The 25,284-nt window shown below is 36.8% G+C and carries 26 protein-coding genes and 1 tRNA gene; 21 read left to right on the top strand and 6 right to left on the bottom strand.

From position 1 onward, the window contains the following. On the top strand, positions 1 to 937 hold a 937-nt coding region (locus B9T66_RS04930; RefSeq protein ID WP_180763338.1), incomplete at its 5' end, for an LTA synthase family protein. 56 nt (positions 938 to 993) lie between these two features. On the opposite strand, the gene B9T66_RS04925 is transcribed toward B9T66_RS04930, so the two are convergent. Next, a complete protein-coding gene (locus B9T66_RS04925) occupies positions 994 to 1,809 on the bottom strand; it encodes a J domain-containing protein (RefSeq protein ID WP_095627867.1) in 816 nt (271 codons plus the stop codon). 232 nt (positions 1,810 to 2,041) lie between these two features. Between B9T66_RS04925 and B9T66_RS04920 the strand changes: the two genes are divergently transcribed. Together B9T66_RS04920 and mqo are read left to right on the top strand one after the other, a co-directional pair. Further along, positions 2,042 to 2,824 carry a sulfite exporter TauE/SafE family protein gene (locus B9T66_RS04920; RefSeq protein WP_257874609.1) on the top strand — a complete coding sequence of 261 codons (783 nt, stop codon included), beginning with the start codon at positions 2,042 to 2,044 and terminating at the stop codon, positions 2,822 to 2,824. A 129-nt stretch (positions 2,825 to 2,953) separates the two neighbouring features. Continuing rightward, on the top strand, positions 2,954 to 4,432 hold the full coding sequence (gene mqo / locus B9T66_RS04915) for a malate dehydrogenase (quinone) (RefSeq protein ID WP_095627866.1): 1,479 nt from the start codon (positions 2,954 to 2,956) through the stop codon (positions 4,430 to 4,432). Positions 4,433 to 4,452: 20 nt separating this feature from the next. On the opposite strand, the gene mnmG is transcribed toward mqo, so the two are convergent. Beyond that, a complete protein-coding gene (gene mnmG, locus B9T66_RS04910) occupies positions 4,453 to 6,363 on the bottom strand; it encodes a tRNA uridine-5-carboxymethylaminomethyl(34) synthesis enzyme MnmG (protein WP_095627865.1) in 1,911 nt (636 codons plus the stop codon). Between the two features lie 117 nt (positions 6,364 to 6,480). Here mnmG and B9T66_RS04905 point away from each other — a divergent pair, with 117 nt between their 5' ends. Next, the gene (locus B9T66_RS04905) at positions 6,481 to 8,331 is read left to right on the top strand and encodes a tetratricopeptide repeat protein (protein WP_095627864.1); all 1,851 of its coding nucleotides are present in this window, start codon (positions 6,481 to 6,483) and stop codon (positions 8,329 to 8,331) included. Then, positions 8,315 to 9,010 (top strand): 3-methyladenine DNA glycosylase, encoded by a 696-nt coding sequence (locus tag B9T66_RS04900; RefSeq protein ID WP_095627863.1) that lies wholly within the window; start codon positions 8,315 to 8,317, stop codon positions 9,008 to 9,010. Before B9T66_RS04905 ends, B9T66_RS04900 begins: the two co-directional genes overlap by 17 nt. 5 nt (positions 9,011 to 9,015) lie before the next feature. Here B9T66_RS04900 and B9T66_RS04895 read toward each other — a convergent pair whose 3' ends face one another. Continuing rightward, positions 9,016 to 9,837 carry a hypothetical protein gene (locus B9T66_RS04895; protein ID WP_143429098.1) on the bottom strand — a complete coding sequence of 274 codons (822 nt, stop codon included), beginning with the start codon at positions 9,835 to 9,837 and terminating at the stop codon, positions 9,016 to 9,018. Beyond that, positions 9,806 to 10,609 (bottom strand): undecaprenyl-diphosphate phosphatase, encoded by an 804-nt coding sequence (locus B9T66_RS04890; protein ID WP_095627861.1) that lies wholly within the window; start codon positions 10,607 to 10,609, stop codon positions 9,806 to 9,808. Before B9T66_RS04890 ends, B9T66_RS04895 begins: the two co-directional genes overlap by 32 nt. A gap of 138 nt (positions 10,610 to 10,747) precedes the next feature. On the opposite strand from B9T66_RS04890, the gene B9T66_RS04885 reads away from it, so the two are divergent. The 3 genes from B9T66_RS04885 (at position 10,748) to B9T66_RS04875 (ending at position 13,222) form a co-directional block, all read left to right on the top strand. Further along, a complete protein-coding gene (locus B9T66_RS04885; protein ID WP_095627860.1) occupies positions 10,748 to 11,695 on the top strand; it encodes a hypothetical protein in 948 nt (315 codons plus the stop codon). Positions 11,696 to 11,871: 176 nt separating this feature from the next. Next, positions 11,872 to 12,717, top strand: a complete 846-nt coding sequence (locus tag B9T66_RS04880; protein ID WP_095627859.1) for a hypothetical protein — start codon at positions 11,872 to 11,874, stop codon at positions 12,715 to 12,717. 22 nt (positions 12,718 to 12,739) lie between these two features. Next, complete coding sequence (locus B9T66_RS04875) at positions 12,740 to 13,222, top strand: hypothetical protein (protein WP_143429097.1); 483 nt, start codon at positions 12,740 to 12,742, stop codon at positions 13,220 to 13,222. Positions 13,223 to 13,460: 238 nt separating this feature from the next. Here the strand turns inward: B9T66_RS04875 and B9T66_RS04870 are convergent, their stop codons facing one another. After that, positions 13,461 to 14,600 (bottom strand): metallophosphoesterase, encoded by a 1,140-nt coding sequence (locus B9T66_RS04870; RefSeq protein ID WP_095627857.1) that lies wholly within the window; start codon positions 14,598 to 14,600, stop codon positions 13,461 to 13,463. Between the two features lie 147 nt (positions 14,601 to 14,747). On the opposite strand from B9T66_RS04870, the gene ilvC reads away from it, so the two are divergent. From ilvC to B9T66_RS04855, 3 genes are all read left to right on the top strand, one after another. Continuing rightward, the gene (gene ilvC / locus B9T66_RS04865) at positions 14,748 to 15,773 is read left to right on the top strand and encodes a ketol-acid reductoisomerase (RefSeq protein ID WP_095627856.1); all 1,026 of its coding nucleotides are present in this window, start codon (positions 14,748 to 14,750) and stop codon (positions 15,771 to 15,773) included. Positions 15,774 to 15,812: 39 nt separating this feature from the next. Next, positions 15,813 to 16,349, top strand: coding sequence for a hypothetical protein (locus B9T66_RS04860; RefSeq protein WP_143429096.1), 537 nt, complete (start codon positions 15,813 to 15,815; stop codon positions 16,347 to 16,349). A gap of 58 nt (positions 16,350 to 16,407) precedes the next feature. Further along, positions 16,408 to 16,485 (top strand) — tRNA-Pro (locus B9T66_RS04855). A 150-nt stretch (positions 16,486 to 16,635) separates the two neighbouring features. Here the strand turns inward: B9T66_RS04855 and B9T66_RS04850 are convergent. Continuing rightward, positions 16,636 to 17,679, bottom strand: coding sequence for a bifunctional 3,4-dihydroxy-2-butanone 4-phosphate synthase/GTP cyclohydrolase II (locus B9T66_RS04850; RefSeq protein WP_095627854.1), 1,044 nt, complete (start codon positions 17,677 to 17,679; stop codon positions 16,636 to 16,638). 111 nt (positions 17,680 to 17,790) lie between these two features. Between B9T66_RS04850 and B9T66_RS04845 the strand changes: the two genes are divergently transcribed. The 10 genes from B9T66_RS04845 to B9T66_RS08860 all read left to right on the top strand — a co-directional run bounded on the left by B9T66_RS04845 (position 17,791) and on the right by B9T66_RS08860 (position 25,282). Next, entirely contained in the window at positions 17,791 to 19,212 is a 1,422-nt protein-coding gene (locus B9T66_RS04845; protein WP_257874608.1) for a COG3014 family protein, read from the top strand. 26 nt (positions 19,213 to 19,238) lie between these two features. Continuing rightward, entirely contained in the window at positions 19,239 to 19,850 is a 612-nt protein-coding gene (gene lpoB, locus B9T66_RS04840; RefSeq protein WP_257874607.1) for a penicillin-binding protein activator LpoB, read from the top strand. Between the two features lie 15 nt (positions 19,851 to 19,865). Continuing rightward, complete coding sequence (locus tag B9T66_RS04835; protein WP_095627853.1) at positions 19,866 to 20,738, top strand: LPP20 family lipoprotein; 873 nt, start codon at positions 19,866 to 19,868, stop codon at positions 20,736 to 20,738. Between the two features lie 11 nt (positions 20,739 to 20,749). After that, a complete protein-coding gene (locus tag B9T66_RS04830; protein ID WP_308201213.1) occupies positions 20,750 to 21,325 on the top strand; it encodes a queuosine precursor transporter in 576 nt (191 codons plus the stop codon). Next, complete coding sequence (locus B9T66_RS04825; protein WP_095627852.1) at positions 21,322 to 22,107, top strand: phosphatidylserine decarboxylase; 786 nt, start codon at positions 21,322 to 21,324, stop codon at positions 22,105 to 22,107. Before B9T66_RS04830 ends, B9T66_RS04825 begins: the two co-directional genes overlap by 4 nt. Positions 22,108 to 22,137: 30 nt before the next feature. Beyond that, entirely contained in the window at positions 22,138 to 23,139 is a 1,002-nt protein-coding gene (gene nadA, locus B9T66_RS04820; RefSeq protein ID WP_095627877.1) for a quinolinate synthase NadA, read from the top strand. Positions 23,140 to 23,148: 9 nt separating this feature from the next. Next, positions 23,149 to 24,087, top strand: a complete 939-nt coding sequence (locus tag B9T66_RS04815) for a sugar transferase (protein WP_095627851.1) — start codon at positions 23,149 to 23,151, stop codon at positions 24,085 to 24,087. 35 nt (positions 24,088 to 24,122) lie between these two features. Then, positions 24,123 to 24,464, top strand: coding sequence for a hypothetical protein (locus tag B9T66_RS04810; RefSeq protein ID WP_095627850.1), 342 nt, complete (start codon positions 24,123 to 24,125; stop codon positions 24,462 to 24,464). Positions 24,465 to 24,582: 118 nt separating this feature from the next. Beyond that, positions 24,583 to 25,128: a hypothetical protein gene (locus B9T66_RS04805; RefSeq protein WP_095627849.1), complete on the top strand. Its 546-nt coding sequence runs from the start codon at positions 24,583 to 24,585 to the stop codon at positions 25,126 to 25,128. After that, a complete protein-coding gene (locus tag B9T66_RS08860) occupies positions 25,118 to 25,282 on the top strand; it encodes a hypothetical protein (RefSeq protein ID WP_180763337.1) in 165 nt (54 codons plus the stop codon). The genes B9T66_RS04805 and B9T66_RS08860 overlap by 11 nt, the downstream gene beginning before the upstream one ends. Positions 25,283 to 25,284: the final 2 nt, after the last annotated feature.

Below are 25,284 nucleotides of genomic sequence, written 5' to 3'. Positions count from 1 at the left end.
CAAAAATACTAAACTTCCGCTTACACCTATTGATGTGTATAAACAAGCAGGATATGATGTTATTTTTATCACTTCTGGTAATCAAAATTGGTATAACCTTGGAGATTATCTTATGACCTTAGGTGCAGATGCTATCTATGATAGTAGTTATATAGCACAACACTACCCACAAAGCAAGGCTAATGCTTGGGCATTTGGGAATGCTGATGAATATGCTTTTGCGCTTGCCACAGAGATTCTGTTAAAAGCAAAGAAACCTACTTTTATTATGATGCTCACAATCTCAAATCATCCTCCATTTGCGACACCAAAAAGCTTTAAGGCACCAGAATATGAAATAAACTCATATACAGAATTCTTTAGTAGTAAGCAAAAAATCCATGATGTTTTAGAAGCTTTCACATACGCAAGTGATGCCTTTGGAAACTTTGTTAGTGCTATACGACATAATCCCATACTTAAAGATAATGTCATTATTGGAGCAAGTGGTGATCATTTGTGTCGTGATATGAAACAAGGTGCAAATATTGCACTTGATCATTCTGTGCCATTTTATCTCTATATCCCTACAGCTATTGCTAAGGATTTAAATTTTAATCCAGATACTCTAGGATCACACAAAGACATATTTCCTACACTCTATGCCCTAAGTCTTCAAGAATATGATTTTCTTTCACTTGGAGGAAGAAACCTCTTTGATACAAATGCCAAAGACACATATGCCTTTGCATATAATGAGGCAGTATGGATTGACAAAGATGGCATATATCCACTTGGATTAGATACAGGATTGAAATACATCACAAAAAATGGCATTATCACGCCTCAAGAAAGCTTTATAATCCCAGAATCTAAAAAGCAGTTCATACAAAATTATACTAAGCTTTCTTGGTGGCAGATTAATTATAGAATCTATGGAGAAAATACACAAAAATAATGCATAAAGAGTGCTTAGATTAAGGTCTAAGCATAACTCTTGGTATCAATAAGCCTTTATGAAGCTATTCTCAAAGTATTGCGAATCTTTTCATATGCCTCTTGTATGGTTCTAAAACGCTCGTTATAACTCTCAATCACTTCAGAATCTTGCCCAAAAACATTATCAGGGTGATATTCTTTGGCAAGTTGCAAATAACGCTTTTTGACAACCTCAAAATCATCTTGATAATGAGATTCTAAAATCATATAACTATGGCGCAATTCTCGCTCTTGATCTGTAAGAAAGCTATCACCAAAGCCACCCATACCGCCACGATTTTTAAAGCTCTCATAATCAAAATCCAAAATCACATTATGAATCACTTTAAAACTCACAAGATTAATGATACTATCCCAAAAATACGGCTTAGTGCTATCTAAATAAATCTCATCACGATCACAACCCAAATAATATTCATCAAATAATGTAGCAATATAGCGCCTTGCTGTTGCATTAGACTTGCTCATCTTAAGCATTACACGCACACCATTAATAATACGCAACGAAATTTTTACGCGTTCTAAGAGGGAATTTTTGCCCACAATCTTGATACGAATAGGCAAATATGTAAAATCAAGCAAATATTCTAAGTCTTGCATTTCTTGGTTTGTGGTTTGGTTATTTTGATCATTTTGTAAGCACGCGTGATATGCCCAATTAATCAAATAATCTTTTTTGAATCTCTCACCATCATCTAAAATAAGCACGGTGCGTGAAAGTCTATAACTTTTAGAAAAATACTTCTCCGCATATGCGATTGCTTTATGTAAAAAAGCATTATCATCTTCGACAGTGATTTGAATATATTTCTCATTTAGTGCTACATGCATTCTATTAACTCTCTAGATTCAAAAATTAACCTGATTCCAACTACTATTAAGCAAAAGCAAACAAAATTCCACCTTTGCTTTTGGCATCAAGTATAGCATAAATCGACTGACAAGAGAGTTTTTTAATCCACTACTACTCTAATATCTCTCCAAAAGATCTCAAAAATTGTTACAAACTAAGGATTGATGTGCTACTATCCACGCTTTAAAAAGCTTACCACAAGGAGAGATTGTGCTAGATCCTACAATACAAGAGGGAATATTTGCCCTTATTGGTTTTATTAGTGGCATTGCTGCTGGTTTTTTTGGTATCGGTGGAGGCGTGATTATCGTGCCTTGCTTATTATTTTTTGGTATCAGTATGGAATACGCCATAGGCACTTCGATTGTGCAAATGATTTTTTCATCGGTTTTTGGAAGTATCCTTAATATTTGGCGTAAAAAGCTTGATTTGCGTGCTGGATTCTATGTAGGACTTGGGGGACTTATTGGCGCGAGCTTTAGTGGAATTATCGTTGCCAATATACATAGCACAATTTTATTGATATTGTTTATTCTGCTTACCCTTGTGAGTGTCAAAAAATATATTTTTAATACCAAAACCACTGCCAATCCCAATCCTCCTATCAAAGACCCTACTCAACAAAAGCTTGTAATGATTGGTATAGGAGCGCTAACAGGGATATTTGCGATTTCGCTTGGTATCGGTGGTGGGTTGATTATAGGACCACTTCTTGCCTACTTTCTTGGACTAGATTCCAAAAAAGTTGTGCCTATTGCTCTTTTTTTCATTGTCTTTGCGTCCATATCTGGATCACTTTCACTCTATAATCAAGATCTTATTGATTGGCATAAGGGATTGATTGTGGGTATTTGTGCGATGATTGGTGTTGCCATTGGTAGTAAGCTTATCGATCTTACAAGCCTTACAAATCATCGATACGCACTTATTGGAATCTATGTTTTCTCACTTTGTGCGAGTCTATACAAACTTTTTCTAATATTAGTTGAATAAAATCTCTAATTATTATGTTTGATTTTTACTTTTTGTAAATATCGCATAATAAAATTAGAGTTTATTAACCTAAGATAAATGATTTTTAGTATAAATTTTAGTTGTATACAACAACCACGGAGACAACCAATGAATGAACAAACTCAAATAGCACTAATTGGTGGTGGGATTATGAGTTTTACTCTCGCTACAATCCTCAAAGAACTACAACCATCACTACAAATACATATCTATGAAATGCTTGATGATGTCGGACTAGAAAGCAGTATGGCGTGGAATAATGCTGGAACTGGACATCAAGCCTTATGCGAGCTTAATTACACACCGCGCCAAAAAGATGGCTCAATTAATATCACAAAAGCCCTCAAAATCAATCAACAATTTGAGCTTAGTAAGGAATTTTGGGCATATTGTGTCAAAAACAATCTTCTTGATACACCAAAGAGCTTTATTAATCCACTACCACACTTAAGCTTTGTGGCAGATTCTAATGTTGCGTTTCTCAAAGATAGATTTGAAGCCTTGCGTCAATCTCCATTTTATAAAAATATGCTTTTCTCCCAAGACAAAGACCAAATCGCACAATGGGTGCCACTTGTCATGCAAGATCGAGATCCTAATCAATCTGTTGCAGCGACATTTATAGATAGCGGTAGTGATGTAAATTTTGGTGCCATAGTAACCCAACTCAAAAACAATCTCACAAAACAAGATGGAATAGATATTTTCCTCTCACACAAAGTAACAGATCTCAATCGAAGCTCTAAGGTCTGGGAATTGCAAATCACTGATACAAAAAATGATATACGCAAAAAAGTCCAAGCGGATTTTGTCTTTTTGGGCGCTGGTGGTGGTGCATTCCCACTACTTCAAAAAAGTGGAATACCTGAAGGGCGCGGTTATGGAGGATTTCCTGTAAGCGGTTTATGGCTCGTGTGCAACAATAAAGACCTTATTGATAAACACGCTACAAAAGTCTATGGTAAAGCTTCTGTGGGCGATCCACCTATGTCTGTCCCTCATTTAGATTCAAGAATTATCGATGGCAAAAAAGAGTTAATGTTTGGACCTTATGCTGGTTTTAACACGAGATTCTTAAAAAGTGGTAGCCTTTTAGATTTCCCACTCTCTGCGCGGTGGAATAACATTATGCCTATGCTACAAGCTGGGATTGATAATATTCCACTTACTGCATACCTTGTGCGTCAAGTCTTTTTGAACAAAAAAGGGCGTGTGGAAAAATTAGAGTTTTATATGCCAAGTGCAAAAGAAGAAGATTGGGATCTAAAACTTGCAGGACAAAGGGTGCAAATTATCAAGAAAAATGCTCAAGGTAGAGGTTTCTTAGAGTTTGGGACTGAAGTGGTTGTCTCCGCTGATAAATCTCTAGCAGCAGTGCTTGGAGCTTCACCTGGGGCTTCTATCTCGGTTGATGTTATTCTTGAATTGCTAGAAAAATGCTTTGCAACGCAAGTAAGTAAAAATTATGACAAACTCAAAGAAATGATTCCCTCTTATAAAAACACGCTTGAGCAAAATATCGCTGCATTCAATACTCAACGATCAAAAACTGCACAAGCCCTACAAATGCCTTTTACAGAGATTTAAATCTCTGTAAGGCAAACGCGTTATGCCTCTTGTGTTTGCCCCTTTTTGGTGTGCAAATGAATATATAAATGCAACACATCAAGACTAGCGGGTGTAATGCCACTAATCTCACTTGCTTCAAAAAGAGATTTTGGATTAAATTTTTTTAGCTTTTCAATCACTTCAAGACTAAGCCCTGGGATTGCATCAAATTCGAAATTTTTTGGAATCTCAACTTGCAACATTTGCTCCATATTATTAATAGAATCTTGTTGCTTGGTGATATAGTTTGCGTATTTAGATTCTATACATACCTGCTCTTTGGCTTGCGAACTCACATCTATAAGATCCAATCCAAAATGTTTGCAAAGCCCATCAAGAGCTTGAATATTTATCTCATTGATACCAAGAAGCTGCAAGAGCGAAGCTTTATCGCCAATGCCCTTTAATCCTAATGAATCTAAAAGCTCTTTATTTGCCTTGCTAGGCGTGATAAAATTATGTGTAAGAAACTCTAGTATCCTAGCAATGTCTTGTTTATCTTTTAGAATCTTATCGTATTCATCTTGTGTGAGTAAGCCAAACTCATAGCCATATTCCCCTAAGCGCAAATACGCATTATCTTCTCGCAACAACAATCGATACTCTGCCCTAGAAGTAAAAACCCTATAAGGCTCATTCGTGCCTTTTGTTACAAGATCATCAATCATCACACCGATATACGCAAGACTGCGTTGCAAGATAAATGGCTCCTTGCCTTGCACACGCAATGCAGCATTAATCCCTGCCATAATGCCCTGTGCTGCTGCCTCTTCATAGCCTGTAGTGCCATTAATCTGCCCTGCTAGATACAAGTTTGTGCATTTTTTGCACTCGAGCGTGTGATACAATTCGGTAGGCTGTATATAATCATACTCTATAGCATAACCATAGCGCGTGATTTTGGCATTTTCTAAGCCCTCGATAGAATGAATCATCGCCTCTTGCACCTCCACTGGAAGTGAAGTTGTTAATCCATTGATATAGTATTCTACGCAATCGCGTGTTTGTGGCTCTAAGAATAATTGATGTCGTTCTTTGTGCGCAAAACGATTTACCTTATCTTCGATACTAGGGCAATATCTTGGTCCCACTCCCTGAATCTGTCCAGTAAAAAGTGGTGCGCGATAAAAGTTTTGGCGGATAATTTCATGCGTTTTTTGATTGGTGTATGTTACAAAACACGGAATCTGTGTGGGATTAAAATCCTTAGTGCGTGCGCTAAAATGTGGTGGATTCTCATCGCCATTGTGTTTTTCAAGATTGCTAAAATCAATACTACGCCCATCAATCCTCGCACAAGTCCCTGTTTTTAACCGCCCCACTTCTAAACCCATTTGATGAAATGAATTACATAATGTGCGTGCGCTAAGCTCACCAAAACGCCCATTTTCTAGCTTAGTTTCACCCACATGAATAAGTCCATTTAAAAATGTGCCTGTGGTGAGAATCACGCATTTTGCTTTGTATTCTTTATTGAGGTTGCTTTTAACTCCTATGACTGCAAAGTTTCCATCTGAATCTTGCTGCAATAACAAATCCGTAATAAGTTCTTGAGAAAGCGTAAGATTTGGGGTATTGAGTGCAAATCTTTTTGCAATGATAGGATACATATCCATATCAATTTGTGCGCGTGTGCCACGCACGGCTGGTCCTTTGGAGGCATTAAGAGTGCGAAATTGCAATCCACACAAATCCGTAATTTGCCCCATAACACCGCCAAGCGCATCTATTTCCTTGACTAAATGCCCCTTGCCCAATCCTCCCACTGCAGGATTACAACTAGCAAGAGCAATATTTTGGATTAAAATCGTAAAAAGATGTGTTTTTGCACCCATTTTTGCACTCGCAATGGCTGCCTCTAATCCAGCGTGTCCTCCGCCCACAACAATCACATCAAAAGTATTTTCCATGATAATTTCCATTTATATTGTGATGATTTTAAGATAAGGGTGGCATTATAGCAAATTTTTGGAGTGTCTTTTGCTTTGAGATGATTTGAAACTCTAAGATTCTAATAGGCAAGGATTATGCAAGAATACGATAAAACAACAGATATAGCGGCTAAAAAACAACTTTGTGCACAGGCGTTTGCTGATAAAAATTATAGCGAATGCGTGGGATTGTGTGTAGAGATTCTCACACTTGATCACTTTGATATAGATACTTGGAATCTCGCAGGGATAACGATGATAGAACTCAAAGAATATGCTAGAGCTATCGAATATCTCGCAGAGGGGCTACACCTTGCGCGCGAGAGGCTAAAAAGTTTGCAAGTGCAGGTGCTACACAAACATGATGAATCTTCTACACAAGATATGCAAGATCCATTGCATACGACACTACGCCAAACATTGCGCCTTTGTGAGGGTTTATGGCTTAACCTTGCGGAAGCCTATCGACGCGATAATAATCCCCAAGAAGCCATTACAATTTTGCACCAAGCTTTAGAATCTATACCGGTTTTAAACGAAAATCCTACCTTGCATTTTAATCTAGCAAAAGCCTATGTAGATGCAGGGGATCCACTAAGCTCGGTAGAACATTATGTCATATCATTGCGTTTAGATCCCAATGATTTGGGGGCAATGTTTAATCTCGCAAATGCTCAAGTTACCTTAGCGCGTTTTCCTGAAGCAATAGAACTTTATGAAATGGCGTATAAAAGAGGATTTCTCCAAGCCGGTGTGAATCTCGCCAATACCTACATTAAGCTAGGATTTTTTACACAAGCGCTTGAAATATTTAGAGAGCTTTATCCTGTCTTTGAAAATGATAGTGTATTTTTATTTAACTATGCCAATGCCCTAAACTATCTCAACGCAGATTTTGATGAAACCAAACATTATTATTTGCGCGCTATTGAGTTAGATTCTCAAAGGGTGGAGTATGCTATCAATTATGCGCATTTTTTGCTAAAAAATCATCATTTTGCTGAAGGTTTTAGCGTGTATGAAATGCGTAAAAAGTTTGATAATATGCTTCCTATCAATCTTCCAAATCTATGGAATAAGGGCTGTGAAGACACACAGAATCTACGCGATAAAAGAGTGCTTGTGCATTATGAGCAAGGTTTTGGGGATTGCATAATGTTTGGGCGTTTTATCCCTATGCTTACTCAAATTGCTAAAGAAGTCATTTTTTGTGTCCAAGAACCACTAAAAAATCTCTTTAGTGATGCACTTGAGCATATCCCAAATCTCACGATTCACACACAAATCCCAGATACAGAATCCTTTGATGTGAGTATTTCACTACTTTCACTTCCCTTAGCACTTGGCATACATACAAAACAACAAATCAAAGAACAACAACACTATCTTGTCTATCAAAATATCATCAAACGCGCACTTGTGCGGGGCGACATACAAGAAATCTATGGCATAAAGCCCAATATCTTAAAGATTGGTATTTGCTTTCATACAGATTCAAATTTCGCTGAAGTGGAGCTAAAAAATATCGATCCTAAAGCACTTTTGACAATGTTACGAGAAGTGTTTCCCAAAGATTCAAAAACACAAATTTATAGCGTCAATTATAATGGGATTGAACGCGCATTGTGCGAAGAATTTGGGGTGCATGATTGCAAAGAAGAAATGCAAGATTTTTTGCAAACACGCAAAATCTTAGAAAAACTAGATGTAATCATCACAATTGATACCGCACTTGCGCATTTATCTGCAAGTCTTGGCAAAAGCACACTTGTATTGCTACATAAACGCTTTGATTGGCGGTATGATAAAGGCATAGATAGCGTGTGGTATGAAAATATTTTGGGTTTTGTGCAAAGCGATATGGGAAAATGGGAGAGTGTGCTTCATAATCTCAAAAGCTACCTAAGTAGCGGATATGGCGAATATAGTCATGATATGCTCAATTGATATTTTAGAGCGATTATATGCGCTAAAACTCCTAGAAAATGCACCCAAATGGTGGTGGGTTAATGCTGGGAGTTTTGAAGTGATACTAGGTTGTGTGCTTGTGCAAAATAGCAAATGGGAAAATGTGCAAAAAACACTCCACGCCCTACGCAAAAATGGAATCTTGCCTATCTTTAGTGGGGATTTTGAAACAGATTATCATGATGAGGAGCAAAATTATCGTGCAATCTGCAATATCGCAGCACTTTCGCAAGATGTGCTAAGTTCTTATATCTTTGGTTTGCAAAACCAAAAAGCACAACGACTAATCCTCTTAGCACAAAATTTATTGCAAGATTTTGAGAGCTATACATCTATGACACACAATCTCACCAAAGAATGGCTATTAGCCCAAAAGGGATTAGGACTTGAAAGTGCTGATTGTGTGCTCAATTATATGTGCAAGCGTGAGGTAATGGTGGTAGATCGCTATACTTACAAACTTTTGTGCGCTCTTGGGATAGAAATTCCAGATTATGATGAATTACAAAGCTTTTTTATGCGTGGTGTGGAGGAAAATATACATCGTGCCTACGCCCTATATGGTGAGGCTAACCTCGCCTATATATACGCGAGATTTCATGCTAAGATTGTAGAATTTGGCAAACGCAAATATGATCCAAAGATTCTTATAAACTAAATGCGTTAAAACTCATAGCCTATGGACATTCCTACTGCTTGTGTAATATTATGAGGCTCATAGTATACGCCTATGAATCTGCCATTATAATATGCACTATCAGCGCTAGAATCTGCGATATTCCAATATTGCAGATACGCACCAAACACGATAATACCACTATAACCATACTCATCTAAATTGCGTCTGACACCTATATCCAAACGTACGCCATATCCTCTATTTTGCGTAAAATAGAGATTCCTATCAAAACCAATATCTTGAAAATGGCTTGTATTATAGCCACGCAATAACTGCTGATAGGTAAAAATTCCATACAATGCTATGCGGTGAGAAAACGCATATTGCATATGGATAAAAAGAGGCATATACACATAACTTTGCTCTCTAGCATAGCCACTACTTGCACTAATAGCATTATCCAAATCCCAAAAGCCAAGTCCAAATCCTGTATATACAAATGTCTCGCTATCTTGATACATAAAAGAACCAAAGCGATATTCTAATGTGTAATATGAATCTTGTGAGGTGCTTTGTAAAGGTGTGCATAATGTGGCATTGGTGATACCACATTCTGACCCATCATAACGCGTTATACCACCAAAATAATTCGCATGTATTTGATGTCTAAAACGCTGTTGTGCCATATACGCATACCCTCCCACACCATACATAGCACCGCTTATATTCATCACTTGTGGTTCGCTATATTTATAATACCCTCCACTGACATTCACGCCAAAGCCAAATTCTTGCGCATAGCTTATCGCACAAAATATGGCGACACAACAGAATCTAATCCACAAAAAGTTCAGAATGCGCATCAAAAACACCACTTGCAAAAAGTGCAAGAAACAATCCACCTATGCAGATTCTATAAATTCCAAACGGCACATAACTAAAGCGAGAGACAAACGCAAGGAATACCTTTATAGCCACAATCGCACACAAAAATGCCACAATCCCACCAACCAAGAGAATGCTAACATTTGCATTATCAAGAATATGGAGGTTTTTATACACATCATAGCCTGTGGCAGCAAACATTGTAGGTAATGCCAAAAGAAATGAAAATTCTGCCGCCACACGACGATTTAACCCAAGCAATAAACCGCCTATAATTGTAGCTCCACTGCGCGAAGTGCCAGGAATCATAGCAAGACATTGCATGAGTCCGATAAGAAATGCTTGTTTGTAGCTTATTTGCGTAACTTCATTGGTTTGATACACCTTGTTTTTGTGCCAATACTCTATCAATAAAAACGCAATCCCACCTACAATAAGCATAATTGCCACGACATAGCCATCAAAAAGTTGCTTGATATATTTATACAAAAACAACCCACAAATACCAGTAGGCACAAAACCTATGCAAAGCTTAATCCAAATATCTATACCTTGAAACAATCGACGATAAAATAAAAAAAGCACTGCCAAGATAGAGCCAAACTGAATAGCAATCTCAAATGTTTTTAAAAACTCATCTTGAGGCAACCCAAGCACACTCGAAGCCAAAATCATATGTCCCGTGGAAGAAATAGGAAAAAATTCCGTCAATCCCTCTACTATACCTAAGACTATCGCATCAAAAAAATCCATACTTTAAACTCCTTGTATAATATCCCTACCCTCTATCGTGGTAACAAAAGGTGTGATTGTAACAAATTTACATTTAAGCTAGTTTTATGCATAATCCCAAGAATCTAAAAAACACCACGAAAACTTGGAGCGTTCCTCATGAAAAAAATTTTACGGTCTATTATATATAGACTAAGAACTATTCTTACAGCACAACTCAATGCAAAACTTGATAAATTACTCATGCTTTCTGCTCACAATCTCTCATTACGCAACGCTTCATATGCACAAAAGCTTGGTGCTACTCCTATAGGGGGGGGGATAGGCATAGAGTCTAGTGAATTTAGTGTTTATAGCCAAAATGGTGAAGATGGAATCATAGATTTTTTACTTCATACCCTAGACCTTAGCTCATATCCAAAGGCTTTTGTGGAATTCGGTGTGGAAAATTACACAGAGGCTAATACAAGATTTCTACTTAAATTTCGCAATTTTCAGGGATTAGTAATTGATGGTTCGCAAGATAATATCAATTTTATTAAACATGATGAAATATATTGGAGACATGATTTACACGCACAATGCGCATTTATCACCAAAGATAATATCAATAGTATTATTCAAGATTGGTTAGATTCTAGAGAACTAAATAACATCGCGATTCTTAGCATTGATATTGATGGCAACGATTACTACATATGGGAGAATATTACTTGCGTGTCTCCAGCTATCGTTATTATAGAATACAACGCAATTTTTGGTGCAACAAGAAGTGTTAGTATCCCATATAAAGAAGATTTTATGCGACATTCGGCTCATTATAGTGGACTTTATTTCGGTGCGAGTATAAAGGCACTCATAGAACTAGGTAAACACAAGGGATATACTTTCATTGGGGCCGATTCAAGTGGTACAAATCTATTTTTTGTCAAACAAGAATGTGCCAAAACTTTGGATTCCCTTATAGTTTATCCCTTAGAAGAATATTGCAAACGCCATCATGCACGGCAAAGTCGAGATGAAAATGGAAATCTAACTTTCTTAAGCCACACGAAGCGTTATGAAACTATCTCTTCTCTCCCATTATATGAAATCCATACACACTAGCCTTTGAGTCTTGTATTTATTATTTATTCACAATCCCACCATAGACTAAAGAATGTATAGTTCCAAATCTATGGCTATCAAAACACCTAAACTTTTATTCTTGGCTTTGATGTCATATCACAGCTACAATCGGTATTTTACAAATACCAAATCTTGTCTATCATTAAGGAGAAGTAATGCGTATAATCATTGCTATATTTTTGCTTATGAGCACTATATATACTAGTGAAACTAGTAATGCACTAATGAGTCCTAGAAGGGATATAAGCGTTGAGTCTTTAAAAATGAATGAACACTACTACTACCAAATCCCTTTGTCTAAGATGTATAACTACACTACAAAATACTCTCATCTTAATGATGAGGAATTACAAGAATACTTTGACCCTACATTTATTCCCTTTATCCATACACTCCCAAAGGTTACAAATACTCTCAAACTCAAAGGCAATCTTAGAATTTCTTGGAGCTTTGATATAAATTATAATAAAAACATTGATGTAATCTTTTTCCCTGAAGAAAATCCTTATATTAATTATGCGGTATTGTTTGCAAAAGACTTTCCTAAAACCATAGATAAAGATAAGAGAGAATTAAGTGCTATTAGCATTCCTTATGATATCAATTATGATTTTGTTAAAAAAGTCCTCTCTCAAAGTGCTTTAAGTAAAGCACAACAAGAGAAATTCTTTGAAGTAAGATTTGGCAGTGTGTTTGTGCCTATGGAGATTGAGTTTGAGTGGTATAATGTGCATTGGGATCCTTACCCAGAATCTAGCATTGAAAAGAATATTCTATTTCCAAAATACGATCCATATCTTAATTTTAAGTTTATTGATGAGCCACTTGCTTATCTTTGTCTTGGCATTATTAAATCTTATCAAGTCCTACCCACAAACACTCCACTAAACTTTTCTGATTCTATTGAAGATTGGGGTTACGATTATATAGTTTGGAAGCTTTTCTTACTCCCAAATCTTCACTCCTCTGCCTACTGCTGCTTTAGCACTCACGCAAACTAACATTGGAGATTATCTTGTGAATGTGAGAGATAAACCAGATTCTAAAGAGGGTAAAATTGTGACACAACTCCTAACACAAAAAACAAAATTTCCTTCTGATTTCTGTCTGAGTTATGGTAACCATGGTTGTGAAGTTAATCCCTTGTATCAAGAAATAGTGTATCAAGGGCTCAAATGGTATAGAGAATCTTATGATAATAGCTCTACAGATGATGAAGGAGGTTTTTTATACTACAACGACAAAACCAAACAAGCCTATTATAAAAAAGAAAAGTCTAAACTTATTAATCCTTTAGATAAATATCTTATCTTAGTATGGAATATAGATTCTAATAATTGGGCAAAGGTGTGGGTATTAAAAATGATAAGAGATGAGGATTGGGTAATGGTAGATGCATATGATTCTAGTGAAAAAGAAAAAAATACTTTAGGGATGAGACAGAAGATAGATTTAATGATGATCTCATTGCATTTATCAATGGCAGCTATTCCCAAACTTTCTTAGAATCTCCTTCTACTCTCAAACTCTATGAAGGCTATATTCATTGCAGTGGTTTGAAATACTTTACACCTTTTACACAAAACTACATCAAGCGATAAATTCCATTATGGCAATAGTAAGTATGATATACACGAGATTTGCTTGAGAGATTATAAAGTGGGGTTAATCGTGGAGGAAATTTGATATACTAACTTCATCTCACAATCCCAAGCATACACAACCATTCTACACAAATACGGATTTAAGCATAATGCTTTGGCTTTAGTTTTAGATTCACAATCTCGCTAGGAGCCAAAAACCGCATTGCTGGTCCCCAAAATCCTACCCCTGAACTTACATAAAGTTGTGTCTTAGAATCTACTTGATAAAGCCCATGAACATAATGCTGATCAAGCCATACAAAAATCGAGAGTGGGAAGACTTGTCCAGCATGTGTATGCCCACATAGCACAAGATCAAAATCACTTGCATCATTATGACGCACGAATTTTGGTTGGTGTGCCAATAAAATACTTGGCTTATTTGGGTTTAATCCATTTCTAGCAGCAGATAAATCAGGAGGCAAAATACCAAATCTACGCCCTGCCAAATCACTTACTCCTGCTAAATTAAAACTTTGTAATTCTATATTTTGATTTTCAAGTATCGTAAGATTGAGGGTTTTGAGAAATGCACTAATAGATTTTATACCATGATAATATTCATGATTACCGCTTACATAATACACACCTTCTTTGCTTTGGAGGTCATTAAGTGGGAGCAAAAAATCTTTGGCAAATTCAATATTTTCATCAACCAAATCCCCAACAATCACAACAATATCAGCATTAAGCGTATTGATACGATCCACAACGCCTCTGACAAACTCCCCTTGAATCATTTTGCCCACATGCACATCACTAATCAAGGCGATAGTTTTTGGGGTATCTAAACCCTCTATTTCTACCTCTACTTCTCGCACCTTAGGAATGTTTAGAGCATTTTTAATACTTTTTGTGCTAAATATTATAAAAAGTGCCAAAACTCCCAAATCTAGCACAATTTTTAAAAATCTCCGTCGTTGTGAATCTAAAATATGAGATTTATCCTCTATCACTTTGCCCACACTACGCGCCATATCGCCAATAATACACGCTAAAAAGAGTGCATAACTCACAATCACACACGAACCAAGCGCAATATATGTATGATGATCAAATCCGCGATCTTTTGCTAAAAAGAAAAATGCCACTTCACCAATATACAAAAGACTAAGTAGCACAATAAGCAACACTCTATGATGAGAAAAAATAAATGTATGGCGTAAAAATCGCCTATAAGCATAGATTTTTATCAATGCCAAAACAACAAAAATAATCCCAACAACAAATAGAATCTTCATGCAAAACCTTATATGTAGTAATCACAAATTTAGATTCTATCATAACTTTTAGCTCACTAAATTTTTCGTATCAAATGTGATTTTATAAATCTTTTATACAAGTTTTGGTGTAATAGCAACCTTACATAAATTTTGCAAGGAGTGAGTATGGCACTAAAAGTGTATTATGACAAAGATTGTGATTTAGGGTTAATTCAAAAGAAAAAGGTGGCAATTATCGGTTTTGGGTCTCAAGGACACGCACACGCAGAAAACTTACGAGATTCTGGAGTAGAAGTTGTTATTGGGCTTTATAAAGGTGGCAAAAGCTGGGCAAAAGCAGAAGCAAAAAACTTCAAAGTCCTTGAAGTAAGTGAAGCCACAAAATGGGCTGATGTAGTGATGATTCTAATCCCTGATGAATTACAAGCCGATGTGTTTGAACGCGACATAAAAGCAAATTTGAGTGAAGATAAAATCATTGCTTTTGGGCACGGATTTAATATCCATTTTGGACAAATCAAAGCACCAAAGGGCGTAGGCGTGATTATGGTAGCACCAAAAGCACCTGGACACACAGTGCGAAGCGAATTTGTAAAAGGTGGCGGAATCCCTGATCTCATCGCGGTAGAGCAAAACACAAGCAAAGGTGATGCAAAAGCGATTGCACTAAGCTATGCGAGTGCGATTGGCGGTGGTAGAAGTGGGATTATTGAAACTACGTTTAAAGATGAAACTGAAACCGATCTTTTTGGCGAGCAAGCCGTGCTTTGTGGTGGCGTAAGTAGTCTTGTTAAAGCAGGATTTGAAACACTTGTAGAAGCTGGATATCCTGAAGAAATGGCGTATTTTGAATGTTTGCATGAACTTAAACTAATCGTGGATTTAATCTATGAAGGTGGCTTGGCAAATATGCGATATTCTATCTCAAATACCGCAGAATACGGCGATATGGTAAGCGGTCCTAGAGTGATTAATGCTGAATCTAAAAAAGCAATGAAAGAGATTTTGAGCGACATTCAAGAAGGACGCTTTGCAAAAGACTTTATTTTAGAGCGTAAAGCAGGTTATGCGAGAATGAATGCAGAGCGCAAAAATCTAGCCAACCATAAAATCGAGCAAGTGGGCGAAAAACTTCGTGCTATGATGCCTTGGATTGGTGCAAACAAGCTTGTCGATCAAAACAAAAACTAAAAGATAAGATTGTGAGAAAGCAAGGTGGGAAAAAAGGCTGTGTCGGCACTTATGTTTTGTGTGTGGAGCTATGCTGATGATCTAGCTTGTCTTGTGCAGACACAAATAGATTCTAAAAACTATGCGGTGCGAATTTCTAAGGAATATGGAACACAAGAAGAGGTTTTAGAGCGCCTTAATGAACGCTTTGGCGGGAGAATCCACACCTTGACACTCACACAAGGGAATGACTTTGATGTCATCTCTCTTGGAACACAAAGTGTAAAAAATTTCAAGCTATATGAAACCTTGCGCGATTCAAATGGTGATGTGGCGTTTGCATATGACAAAGACAACACGCCTATTATTCAAAAAGGCAAACTTGTAGCTGAAATTCCTTATTTGGATCGTTTTGATGACATCGTGCTTATCCAAGCCTCCACACCCGGTAGTGCTTCTGTTTCTGGCATTGTGAGCCTTACATTGGAAAATGGCAAAACCATAGAATACGCAATACAAGAAGATGCAGTTGCAAGCGATGCATTTTATGATGAAAAAGGGCAAGTATATCTTGAGTGTGCGGCACTAGAGATATAGTAATCTCACATAGCATACAGAAATGCACAAAACTTTGCTATAATTGCAAACTTGTTTTCGGAGTATAGCGCAGTCTGGCTAGCGCACACCCTTGGGGTGGGTGAGGTCGTGGGTTCAAATCCCGCTACTCCGACCATGAAAGCATAAAGAACATATATTTCTATCCTAATCCCCTAGACTACATCTTACAAAACTTGATACTTTCTCACACATATTTGCAATCTTAAAATAGCGTGCAAGTATCACTTATACTGATTCATCATATGTGAGTATTGCTCACCATTCTTTAAGAAGGCAAGACTTTTTGCGTTAGGCTTAGATTAAAACCACTTAGTGTGCTAAAAGTATGCCCTACACCCGCACTCTCTGAACTTGAATTAAGCAATCTAAACTCCTCTATGCCTAACTCTCGCAAAATCTGTGCGCCAATGCCTAATGTTTTGAGATCTTGTTGTGGTTTGGTATCAAGGCAGATGAGATACCCACCCTCTTCTTGAAGCATTTCTATACTCTGCAAAAATGCTCTATGCGCTTGGAGTGAATCTTCAAAATGCTCATAATCCTTTTGGATTATATGGAATTTCACCAATGGATTTTTTGGAGAGAGATTCTGTGTGAAAGCATATACGATATGTTGATGATGAATGTGATCCATAAATATATATTTGAGACATTCTTTATCAAGAAATTTCGCTTCCATTTTGCTTTGTAATGTGATAAGCTTTTCGTATTGAAGGCGATATTGAATAAGATCTGACACATATAAAATCTTAAGATTATGTTCCTTAGCAAATTCGGCAATATCCGTGTTACGCGCCATAGTGCCATCATTTTTCATAATCTCACAAATCACACTCACAGGCTTAAGACCTGCTAGGCGACAAATATCAACACTTGCTTCTGTGTGTCCTGTGCGCACAAGCACTCCGCCTTCTTTGGCAATAAGCGGAAATATATGCCCTGGGCGCACAAAATCCTTGGGCGTGCTATAATCTTGACACATAAGCTGTATTGTCAAATCTCTCTCATGTGCCGAAATGCCTGTCTTAGCACTTGCCGCATCAATAGAAATTGTAAATGCTGTCTCATGATTGGAGCTATTTGTTTCCACCATAGGTGCAAGATCTAATCGCGTGGCAATTTCTTGAGTCAATGAGACACAAATAAGCCCACGTGCTTCTTTTGCCATAAAATTGATTTTTTCTGGGGTACTAAAAATCCCCGCCATAACCAAATCACCCTCATTCTCCCTATCTTCATCGTCCATTACTATAATCATTTCACCCTTTTTGATAGCCTGTAATGCCTCTAAAACACGCTGTTTATACATAGAATCTAACCTTAAAGTAATATTGTATTTATTATAACTTGTCGTTCCTTAAAGACTTGTTGTTATATAATGGCGGTATTGTAGCAACACTTCTTACCAAAAAGGGAAATCATGAAGATTCATGTATCATTTTTTATGTATATCGCGGTGGGTTTTTGTGTCTTGTGGCTTAGTGGGTGCTCACACAAAGATACAATGCAATCTTTTAATGATAAATACTATAGTGGAAATCTCACCTCCGCCTATAAACTTGCAAAATCCAAATATGACGACAAAGATGATATGGTGCTATGGGGCTTTGAATCTGGAGTTATAGCCTCGCAACTTAATGATCAAGAGAGTTTTGCATTGCTTGATGAAAGTGAAAAAATCTTTAGTCAATATGAACAAGAAGGGTTATTTTCTGGAATTTTTAGTGGAGCAGCAGCGGTAGTTATCAACGAAAATGTCACAACATATCGGGGCAATATCTATGAGGGTGTGCTGATGAATTATTACAAGGCGCTTGTGCTTATGAAAGAGGGTAAAAATGCCCTTGCTAGAGTGGAATTTAATCGTGCCAATGATCGCCAACGACGCGCCAAAGATTATTTTGCAAAAGATATCCAAAAGGCTATGATGGATCAAGAAGCACAAAATGCCAAAGACACAAGCACACAAAGACTTAATACACGACAAACCACCAATGAAGCAGACTCGATTCTTGCACAACAATATTCCAACCTCAAGGCATATCAAGCCTATAATAATTTCATAAATCCCGCAGTTAGTTATGTTTCCGCGCTGTTTTTTATGCTTGAATCTGATTGGGCAAAATCATTAGATCTCTACAAAGAATCCTATGGTATGAGTAAGGCAAAAGTCATTGATGAGGACATACAAATTTTAGAATCTCGTCGCAAACAAGTAAAAAACTTTTACACATGGCTTATTATTGAAGATGGTATAAGCCCCACAAAAGAAGAGGTTACGATTAATCTCCCTACCTATCTTGTAAGCAGTAATGTTTTGCACGCTGGTGTGGCATTTCCTAAGCTTGTAGCGGGCAAAGAATTTTATACAAACCTCAAAGTAATAGGCGATAATAAAACCTTTAATGTCTCAACGATAGCAGATCTTGAAGGTGTGATCGCAAACGAATTTCAAGCACAATTTGGGTTTATTATGACACGCGCCATAAGCTCTGCGGTTCTTAAAGCAGCTACACAAGCTACATTAAGCGATCAAGTCGGCATATACGGAAGTTTGGTGGGTATGATTTATTCTTTGAGCACCACATCAGCAGATGTGCGAAGCTCAAGTGTCTTGCCTAAAAAAATCCATGCGGTGCAAATCCCAAATACACAAGGCAAATACCAACTCATAGGGAATCAAAAACCACTTATTAATCTTGAAATATCTCCTGCTTGTCAGCCACAAAATAACACCGCCTTGAGTGCGCAAAAATTGATTTTGTGTCAAAAAAATGATAACATTCTTTATATCAGATTACGACCAACAACCATAAGTATCCAAAAATTGCGTGGGCAATAATAACCAAACACATAAAGGATGTAACGATGAAAGTAATGTCTAAGGTAATTGTAGCTTTAGTAGGTATTGTGTTTTTCAGTGCGTGTAATAATGGTCCAGAATATGTAGATTCAGCAGATTCACGCTCGTATGCAAGTATGGGACTAGATTATCACGATATAGAAAGTGTCGTAGAAAAATCCGTTGATTCATTGCTTTCAAGCGGTTATGTGCAAAATATCAAACAACCAAAAGTGCTTGTTATTTCAGATATTATCAATGATACTATGCAAAATGTTGATGTTGAGCAGCTTAGTAGAAAAATCACACGAAATATGCGCAATAGCGGTAAATTTAAACTCTCTTTGGCAATTTCTGGCACTGGGACAAGTAGCGATAAAATGATAGATTCTGTGCGAAAACAAACGCGTGGTAATGAAGAATTTGATCAATATAGCGTGATTGAAAAAGGGCAATTAAAAGGTGCTCAGCTTTCACTCTCGGGAAAAATTTGGCAAAAAAATGTGAAAGTCAATGGAAAGCAACGCACGGATTATTTTTTCTTGCTCACACTTGTTGATTTAGCTACAGGAGAAGTGGTGTGGGATGATGAAGCAAATATCATCAAAGTAGGCTCGAATAAATCTGTAAGTTGGTAGGATACAGATACGCGTATGCAAAAATTTATCTTGGCGATAGGTATTTTGTTATTAGGGTGTCATGATACCCCTACTCCGCCAAGCTGGTATTATGAAAGCCAAAGTGATGCAAACAATCTCTATGGTGTAGGAAATGCAAAAAATCTCCAAACCGCCAAAGATAATGCCATTACCGATATGCTCTCTCATATGCAAGTTTCTATAAGCTCAAATTCACATCTTATGCAACAATATCGTGATGGCGTAGAATCTAGCACTATGTCTCAAAGCATTGAAAAAGACATTACTAAAACCACGCTTAGTAATGTATCCTATACAACAAAGCGTGTCGGTGATGAATATTTTGTGCGCGCCCAAATCACAAAAAAAGACTTCATAACACAACTCCAAAAGACACAAAAACAAGCCCTACAAACACTACAATCCCTTAATCTCACATGTCAAGATATAACACTCTCCCAATACAATACCCTTGCACAAGAACTCAACAAGGCGTTGGGTGCAAAAAGCTATCTTGATGCGTTGGGAGAAACACACGCTATCTCTTTATCGCCATATATGCAGATTTTAGAATCTAACTCACCAAAACCTACTATTGCCCTTGTGTTTGAAACCTCGCTAGATTCATCGTGGCTAAAAAATTACCTCCAAAAAGAACTTATCAAATTTTATCGCCTAACCACGCAATCCTCACAAAAAATCACCATTTCCTTTACTATGCCTACACCCACGAGTATCAAACTACATGCCACTATCACAGATTGCAATGGGAATCCGACATTTGTAACACAAATTTCAGAATCTTTACCAACCAATACTAGTCTTGATACACTTGGAAATCGCGTGGGCGTGCTACTATACAAAAAACTTCTAGAAAACATACAATAAAGGGTTTTGCAATGCAAATGAATACACAAACATTTATACTTTCTGCGCTATGGTTTGCGCTTATCATTGTTTTGGCAAATTTTAGTGTGCAATATCCTATCTTTGGCACACATTTGACATATGGTGCATTATGCTATCCGCTAAGCTTTTTACTTATGAATATTTTGAGTGAAAAATATAGCAAAGATCAAGTCTTAAGAACCTTGCGTTTAGGGCTTGTGTTAGCATTTATTCCTAGCATTTTTGCAGCAGAATTTCGCATCGCGTGCGCGAGTGTGTGTGCGTTTTGTTGCTCACAAATACTTGATGTGTATGTGTTTTTTTATCTCAAACAAAGATTCCCAAAAATTTGGTATCTTAGAAATAACGGCGCGACTATGGTATCCCAACTCGTTGATACAATGATTTTCTTTCATGTTGCATTTTTATTCACCAAACCATATGAAGAGGTAATACTTATGGCATTATCAGACTATGCCATAAAAATCATTCTTACCCTATGCAATACGCCACTTTTTTGGAATTTTGCTATACGCGGTAAAAATCTCTATAAAACAACTTTTGCAAACAAAAAGGATTCAGTATGACTAATCTTATATCTAGGCTTTTTGGTGCATTTGCCTCTATGGCATTTCCCTCAATCATTCAATCTTTTATTAATCGCGTATATATCGCTTTGTTTCATATCGACCTTAGTGAATTTGAGGAAAGCAAAAACTTCACAACACTTAACAAACTCTTTACGCGTAGGCTAAAACAACCGCGTATCTTTGATACGACTCCAAATGTGCTTATTTCTCCTACAGATTCACTTATCACAGAATCTGCGACAACCTCCAAACACAAAGCACTACAGATTAAGGGTATGGAGTATGATATAAATGAGCTTTTAGGCGAGAAAATTCCGCAAGATATGGAATTTTCATATGTCAATCTTTATCTTTCTCCGCGAGATTATCATCGCTACCACGCTCCTTGTGATATGTATATTGAAGAGATTCGATATTTTGGTGGGGAACTCCTCCCAGTGCATATTCCAGCGCTCAAAAAATTCAATAATCTCTTTATTCGCAATGAGCGCGTCGTGCTAAAAGCCAAAATGTATAATGGCAAAACAATCTATTTTGTCGCGGTGGGTGCGCTCAATGTGGGTTCGATTGTTTTTCATTGTGAGCCAAAGATTCACACCAATGCCAAAAAAGGCAATGAAACCTATACTTACGCCTCACCAATCGCCATACAAAAAGGCGAGGAACTTGGAATGTTTAATATGGGATCAACCATTGTCCTTTTTATTGAGGATTTTACACCACAGATTCAAAGTGGCGATAAGGTGCGATACGCACAGAATCTTGGGACTTTAGCATAAGGAGAAAAAATGTCGGCAACACTAGAAACAATGATGCTAGAAATTAAAGACTTACTGCACAAACTTGATGCGCTTTTGGTAGCACATTTTTATCAACGCGATGAAGTCGTGGCTCTCGCACATTTATGTGGAGATAGCTTGGAGCTTTCAAGAAAGGCTTCCCAAAGTCCAAAGAATCTTATTGTGTTTTGTGGCGTGGCTTTTATGGGGCAAAGTGTCAAAGTTTTGGCGCCACAAAAACGCGTGATAATGCCAAAAATGGCGTGTTGTTCAATGGCGCGAATGATAGATTCAGAATATTTCGATAGAAGTATCGCCACATTAGAATCTTATGGCATACCAAAAGAAGACATTTTCCCTATCACCTATATCAACTCAAACGCCGATGTCAAAGCCAAAGTCGCCAAAATGGGTGGGCTTGTCTGCACAAGCGCAAATGCCAAAAAAATCTTTGATTATGCCAAGTCTAAGCAGAAAAAAATCTTTTTTCTCCCAGATAAATGTCTAGGGCAAAATCTTGCAATAGCAGATGGTAAAACATCTTGTATCATAGGAAATGCAAGCAAAGAGGAGGTCCTTGGGAGTGATGTTATTTGCTATGATGGTTTTTGTTCGGTGCACCAGCTTTTTAGCGTGAGTGATGTAGAGTTTTATAGACAAAAATACCCAGATATACAAATCGTTGTGCATCCAGAATGTGATCCTAGTGTCGTGAGCATAGCGGATTTTGTGGGATCGACTAGTCAAATTATTTCATATGTGCAAAGCCTGCCCTTAGAACAAAGAGTTGCTGTTGGCACCGAATTTAACCTCGTCAATCGGTTACGCCCAAAACTCAATGGAATAAACACAACCTTTGTGCTTTCTGCCTCCAAACCAGAATGTCCGACGATGAATGAAACGACACTACAAGATGTGCTTGATTGCTTGAGGGCATATGAGGATAATATGCCAATCAATGAGGTATTTTTAGATGATGATACGCAGCATTGGGCAAAAATAGCCCTAGATAGAATGCTAGAACTCTCTTAAGGAAATCAAATGTTAGCCCCAATTGTGCTTTTTACCTATAATAGAGTAAATCATACAAAACAGGTCATAGAAAGCCTCACGCAAAATGCTCTAAGCCCACAAAGCGATCTTATTATCTATTCTGATGCTCCAAAAAACACAGAGGCTACTCAACAAGTTGCTGCTGTGCGTGAATACCTAAGGAATCTTGTAGATTCCAATAAAGACAAGCATGTATTTAAAAGTATTACAATTATTGAGCGTCCCTATAATTTTGGATTGGCAGATTCTATCATAGATGGAGTCACTGCCACGATGAATAAATATGGTAAAGCAATCATCTTAGAAGATGATATCGTAGTTTCACCTGTATTTTTAGATTACATGAATGATGCCCTTAATCGTTATCAAGCAGAGACAAAGGTGTGGAGTATCAATGCATGGTCTTATCCTATAGATTCTCATGATTTGGGGGATAGTTATTTTTGGTCTATACCTCATTGTTGGGGATGGGGAAGCTGGGGCGATAGATGGCAATATTTTAAGCGTGATATCCAATGGGTGGAGCAAAATTTTAATAAAGCAGATATAAATGCAATCAATCTTGGCGGAAGCACAAATTATTTTGGAGACTTTATCCTCAATAAACAGGGCAAGATAAAGAGCTGGGCGATATTTAATTATCTCATAGCCTACAAACATAATGCCTTAAGTCTTGCCCCTAGTATATCTTATGTCTATCAAATTGGCTTTGATGGAAGTGGGGTGCATTGTGGAGAAGAGGGAAATGTCTTTAATCCATCTACTATTAATGTAAAGTTTCCAATAAGTTATCCTACAGAAATTAAGGTCTCTCATCTTGCATTTGAGAGAATTTGTGCCTTTGAAAAATCTCTAAAAAAACCTCTATGGATAAGGATAAAAAATAAACTCGTAAGAATCTTCAAAAAACTTTTGGCAACCACCTAAGAGCTATATAATTTCTTCTTAAAGCTCCTTTGGTAATGCATTTTTGTGAAACATTGCAAGAAAAAGCATTAGATTCTAAGAAAGAATCTAAAGAAACAAATAGCACAGAATCTAAACAATTACACATAAAACCCATAGCAGATTCTATACCTCTTAGTATAGAGATAGAGAAATGCCATAATGGTATAAGTGGGAATCTCCTAAGAAACACAACAATATATATTTATAATCATAGATTTAAAAGAGTGGTAGCTAAAGGCAAAAGTGATGAGAACGGAAAGCTTATAGTGCATAATGTCTATGTAGGGAAAGAAGATACTATAGATAAATTAAGCTTTATTACTGATAGAGATAACTTTGATGAGAGGGTAGCGTAAATGAGTGAGAAACAAGAAAAAAATGCAGAATCTAAAAAGCTAGATTCCAATGGTGATGAGATGATTTGGGAGTTGGAAAAAAAATAATATATTCAATGCTCTATGGAGTTGGGGAATCTTGATTATTGTTTTATTGGCAGTGCTTTTTGTTTTTACATTGCTTCCCTTAAAATATAGTTTGGGATTTGCAACTTTTCTGATATTTGTCATTGGTGTGTTAGCAATTATTGGGATATTTTGTGATTTTTTTTATAAAACACTTAATATTAAAAAAATATATGCTACCAAGGATTATCTTGTCATTGAAAGATTGTTCAACAAAAATATAATGATTCCACTTGGAAGTTTTTATATAAGATTGGCAGGTGAACCATCTCCAATTATTTTGGACAGTGTTGGTTGTTTTAGCTTTGTTTCTATTATCAATTTTCAACAGCAAAAAGAATTGTATAATTTTATATTACCAAGCATAAATCCGCTAAAATCCACGAATTTTAATTTACTAGAACAAATAATGATTCCAAAAATTGAATTATATCTTGCCAATATAGGCCAAGATGACTATGAAAAAATATCAATACAAGAACACCCAGAGATTATAGGCTCAAAGATTGATTTTGATAGGATAGATAAGATGAGAAAGGAAAAAGGCAATGGAAAATAAAAATATTTATAAAGGTTTAGAATGCCATTGCAATGAGTTTGAGAAAATTCCCATAAATCGTAGAGATTTAGGCTTCTATGGTGGGGTAGCAACCTATGGGATTGCAATAGGAGAAAGTTATACAAGTTATAAACTTGATAAATATTTAGAATAAAG

The organism is Helicobacter sp. TUL, from assembly GCF_002287135.1.
In the GTDB taxonomy this organism is placed as follows: Bacteria; Campylobacterota; Campylobacteria; order Campylobacterales; family Helicobacteraceae; genus Helicobacter_F.
Note: the sequence above shows the minus strand (reverse complement) of the source record. Positions and strands in the feature narration are given on the sequence as shown.

Coding starts and splice junctions, on each gene's coding strand:
- B9T66_RS08860 (WP_180763337.1), top strand. CDS start 25,118: ATGGAAAATAAAAATATTTATAAAGGTTTAGAATGCCATTGCAATGAG.
- mnmG (WP_095627865.1), bottom strand. CDS start 6,363: ATGGAAAATACTTTTGATGTGATTGTTGTGGGCGGAGGACACGCTGGA.
- lpoB (WP_257874607.1), top strand. CDS start 19,239: ATGAAAGTAATGTCTAAGGTAATTGTAGCTTTAGTAGGTATTGTGTTT.
- B9T66_RS04835 (WP_095627853.1), top strand. CDS start 19,866: ATGCAAAAATTTATCTTGGCGATAGGTATTTTGTTATTAGGGTGTCAT.
- B9T66_RS04925 (WP_095627867.1), bottom strand. CDS start 1,809: ATGCATGTAGCACTAAATGAGAAATATATTCAAATCACTGTCGAAGAT.
- B9T66_RS04870 (WP_095627857.1), bottom strand. CDS start 14,600: ATGAAGATTCTATTTGTTGTTGGGATTATTTTTGTTGTTTTGGCATTG.
- ilvC (WP_095627856.1), top strand. CDS start 14,748: ATGGCACTAAAAGTGTATTATGACAAAGATTGTGATTTAGGGTTAATT.
- B9T66_RS04880 (WP_095627859.1), top strand. CDS start 11,872: ATGCGTATAATCATTGCTATATTTTTGCTTATGAGCACTATATATACT.
- B9T66_RS04905 (WP_095627864.1), top strand. CDS start 6,481: ATGCAAGAATACGATAAAACAACAGATATAGCGGCTAAAAAACAACTT.
- B9T66_RS04810 (WP_095627850.1), top strand. CDS start 24,123: ATGCATTTTTGTGAAACATTGCAAGAAAAAGCATTAGATTCTAAGAAA.
- B9T66_RS04850 (WP_095627854.1), bottom strand. CDS start 17,679: ATGTATAAACAGCGTGTTTTAGAGGCATTACAGGCTATCAAAAAGGGT.
- B9T66_RS04890 (WP_095627861.1), bottom strand. CDS start 10,609: ATGGATTTTTTTGATGCGATAGTCTTAGGTATAGTAGAGGGATTGACG.
- B9T66_RS04845 (WP_257874608.1), top strand. CDS start 17,791: ATGAAGATTCATGTATCATTTTTTATGTATATCGCGGTGGGTTTTTGT.
- B9T66_RS04830 (WP_308201213.1), top strand. CDS start 20,750: ATGCAAATGAATACACAAACATTTATACTTTCTGCGCTATGGTTTGCG.
- nadA (WP_095627877.1), top strand. CDS start 22,138: ATGATGCTAGAAATTAAAGACTTACTGCACAAACTTGATGCGCTTTTG.
- B9T66_RS04815 (WP_095627851.1), top strand. CDS start 23,149: ATGTTAGCCCCAATTGTGCTTTTTACCTATAATAGAGTAAATCATACA.
- B9T66_RS04900 (WP_095627863.1), top strand. CDS start 8,315: ATGATATGCTCAATTGATATTTTAGAGCGATTATATGCGCTAAAACTC.
- B9T66_RS04885 (WP_095627860.1), top strand. CDS start 10,748: ATGAAAAAAATTTTACGGTCTATTATATATAGACTAAGAACTATTCTT.
- mqo (WP_095627866.1), top strand. CDS start 2,954: ATGAATGAACAAACTCAAATAGCACTAATTGGTGGTGGGATTATGAGT.
- B9T66_RS04825 (WP_095627852.1), top strand. CDS start 21,322: ATGACTAATCTTATATCTAGGCTTTTTGGTGCATTTGCCTCTATGGCA.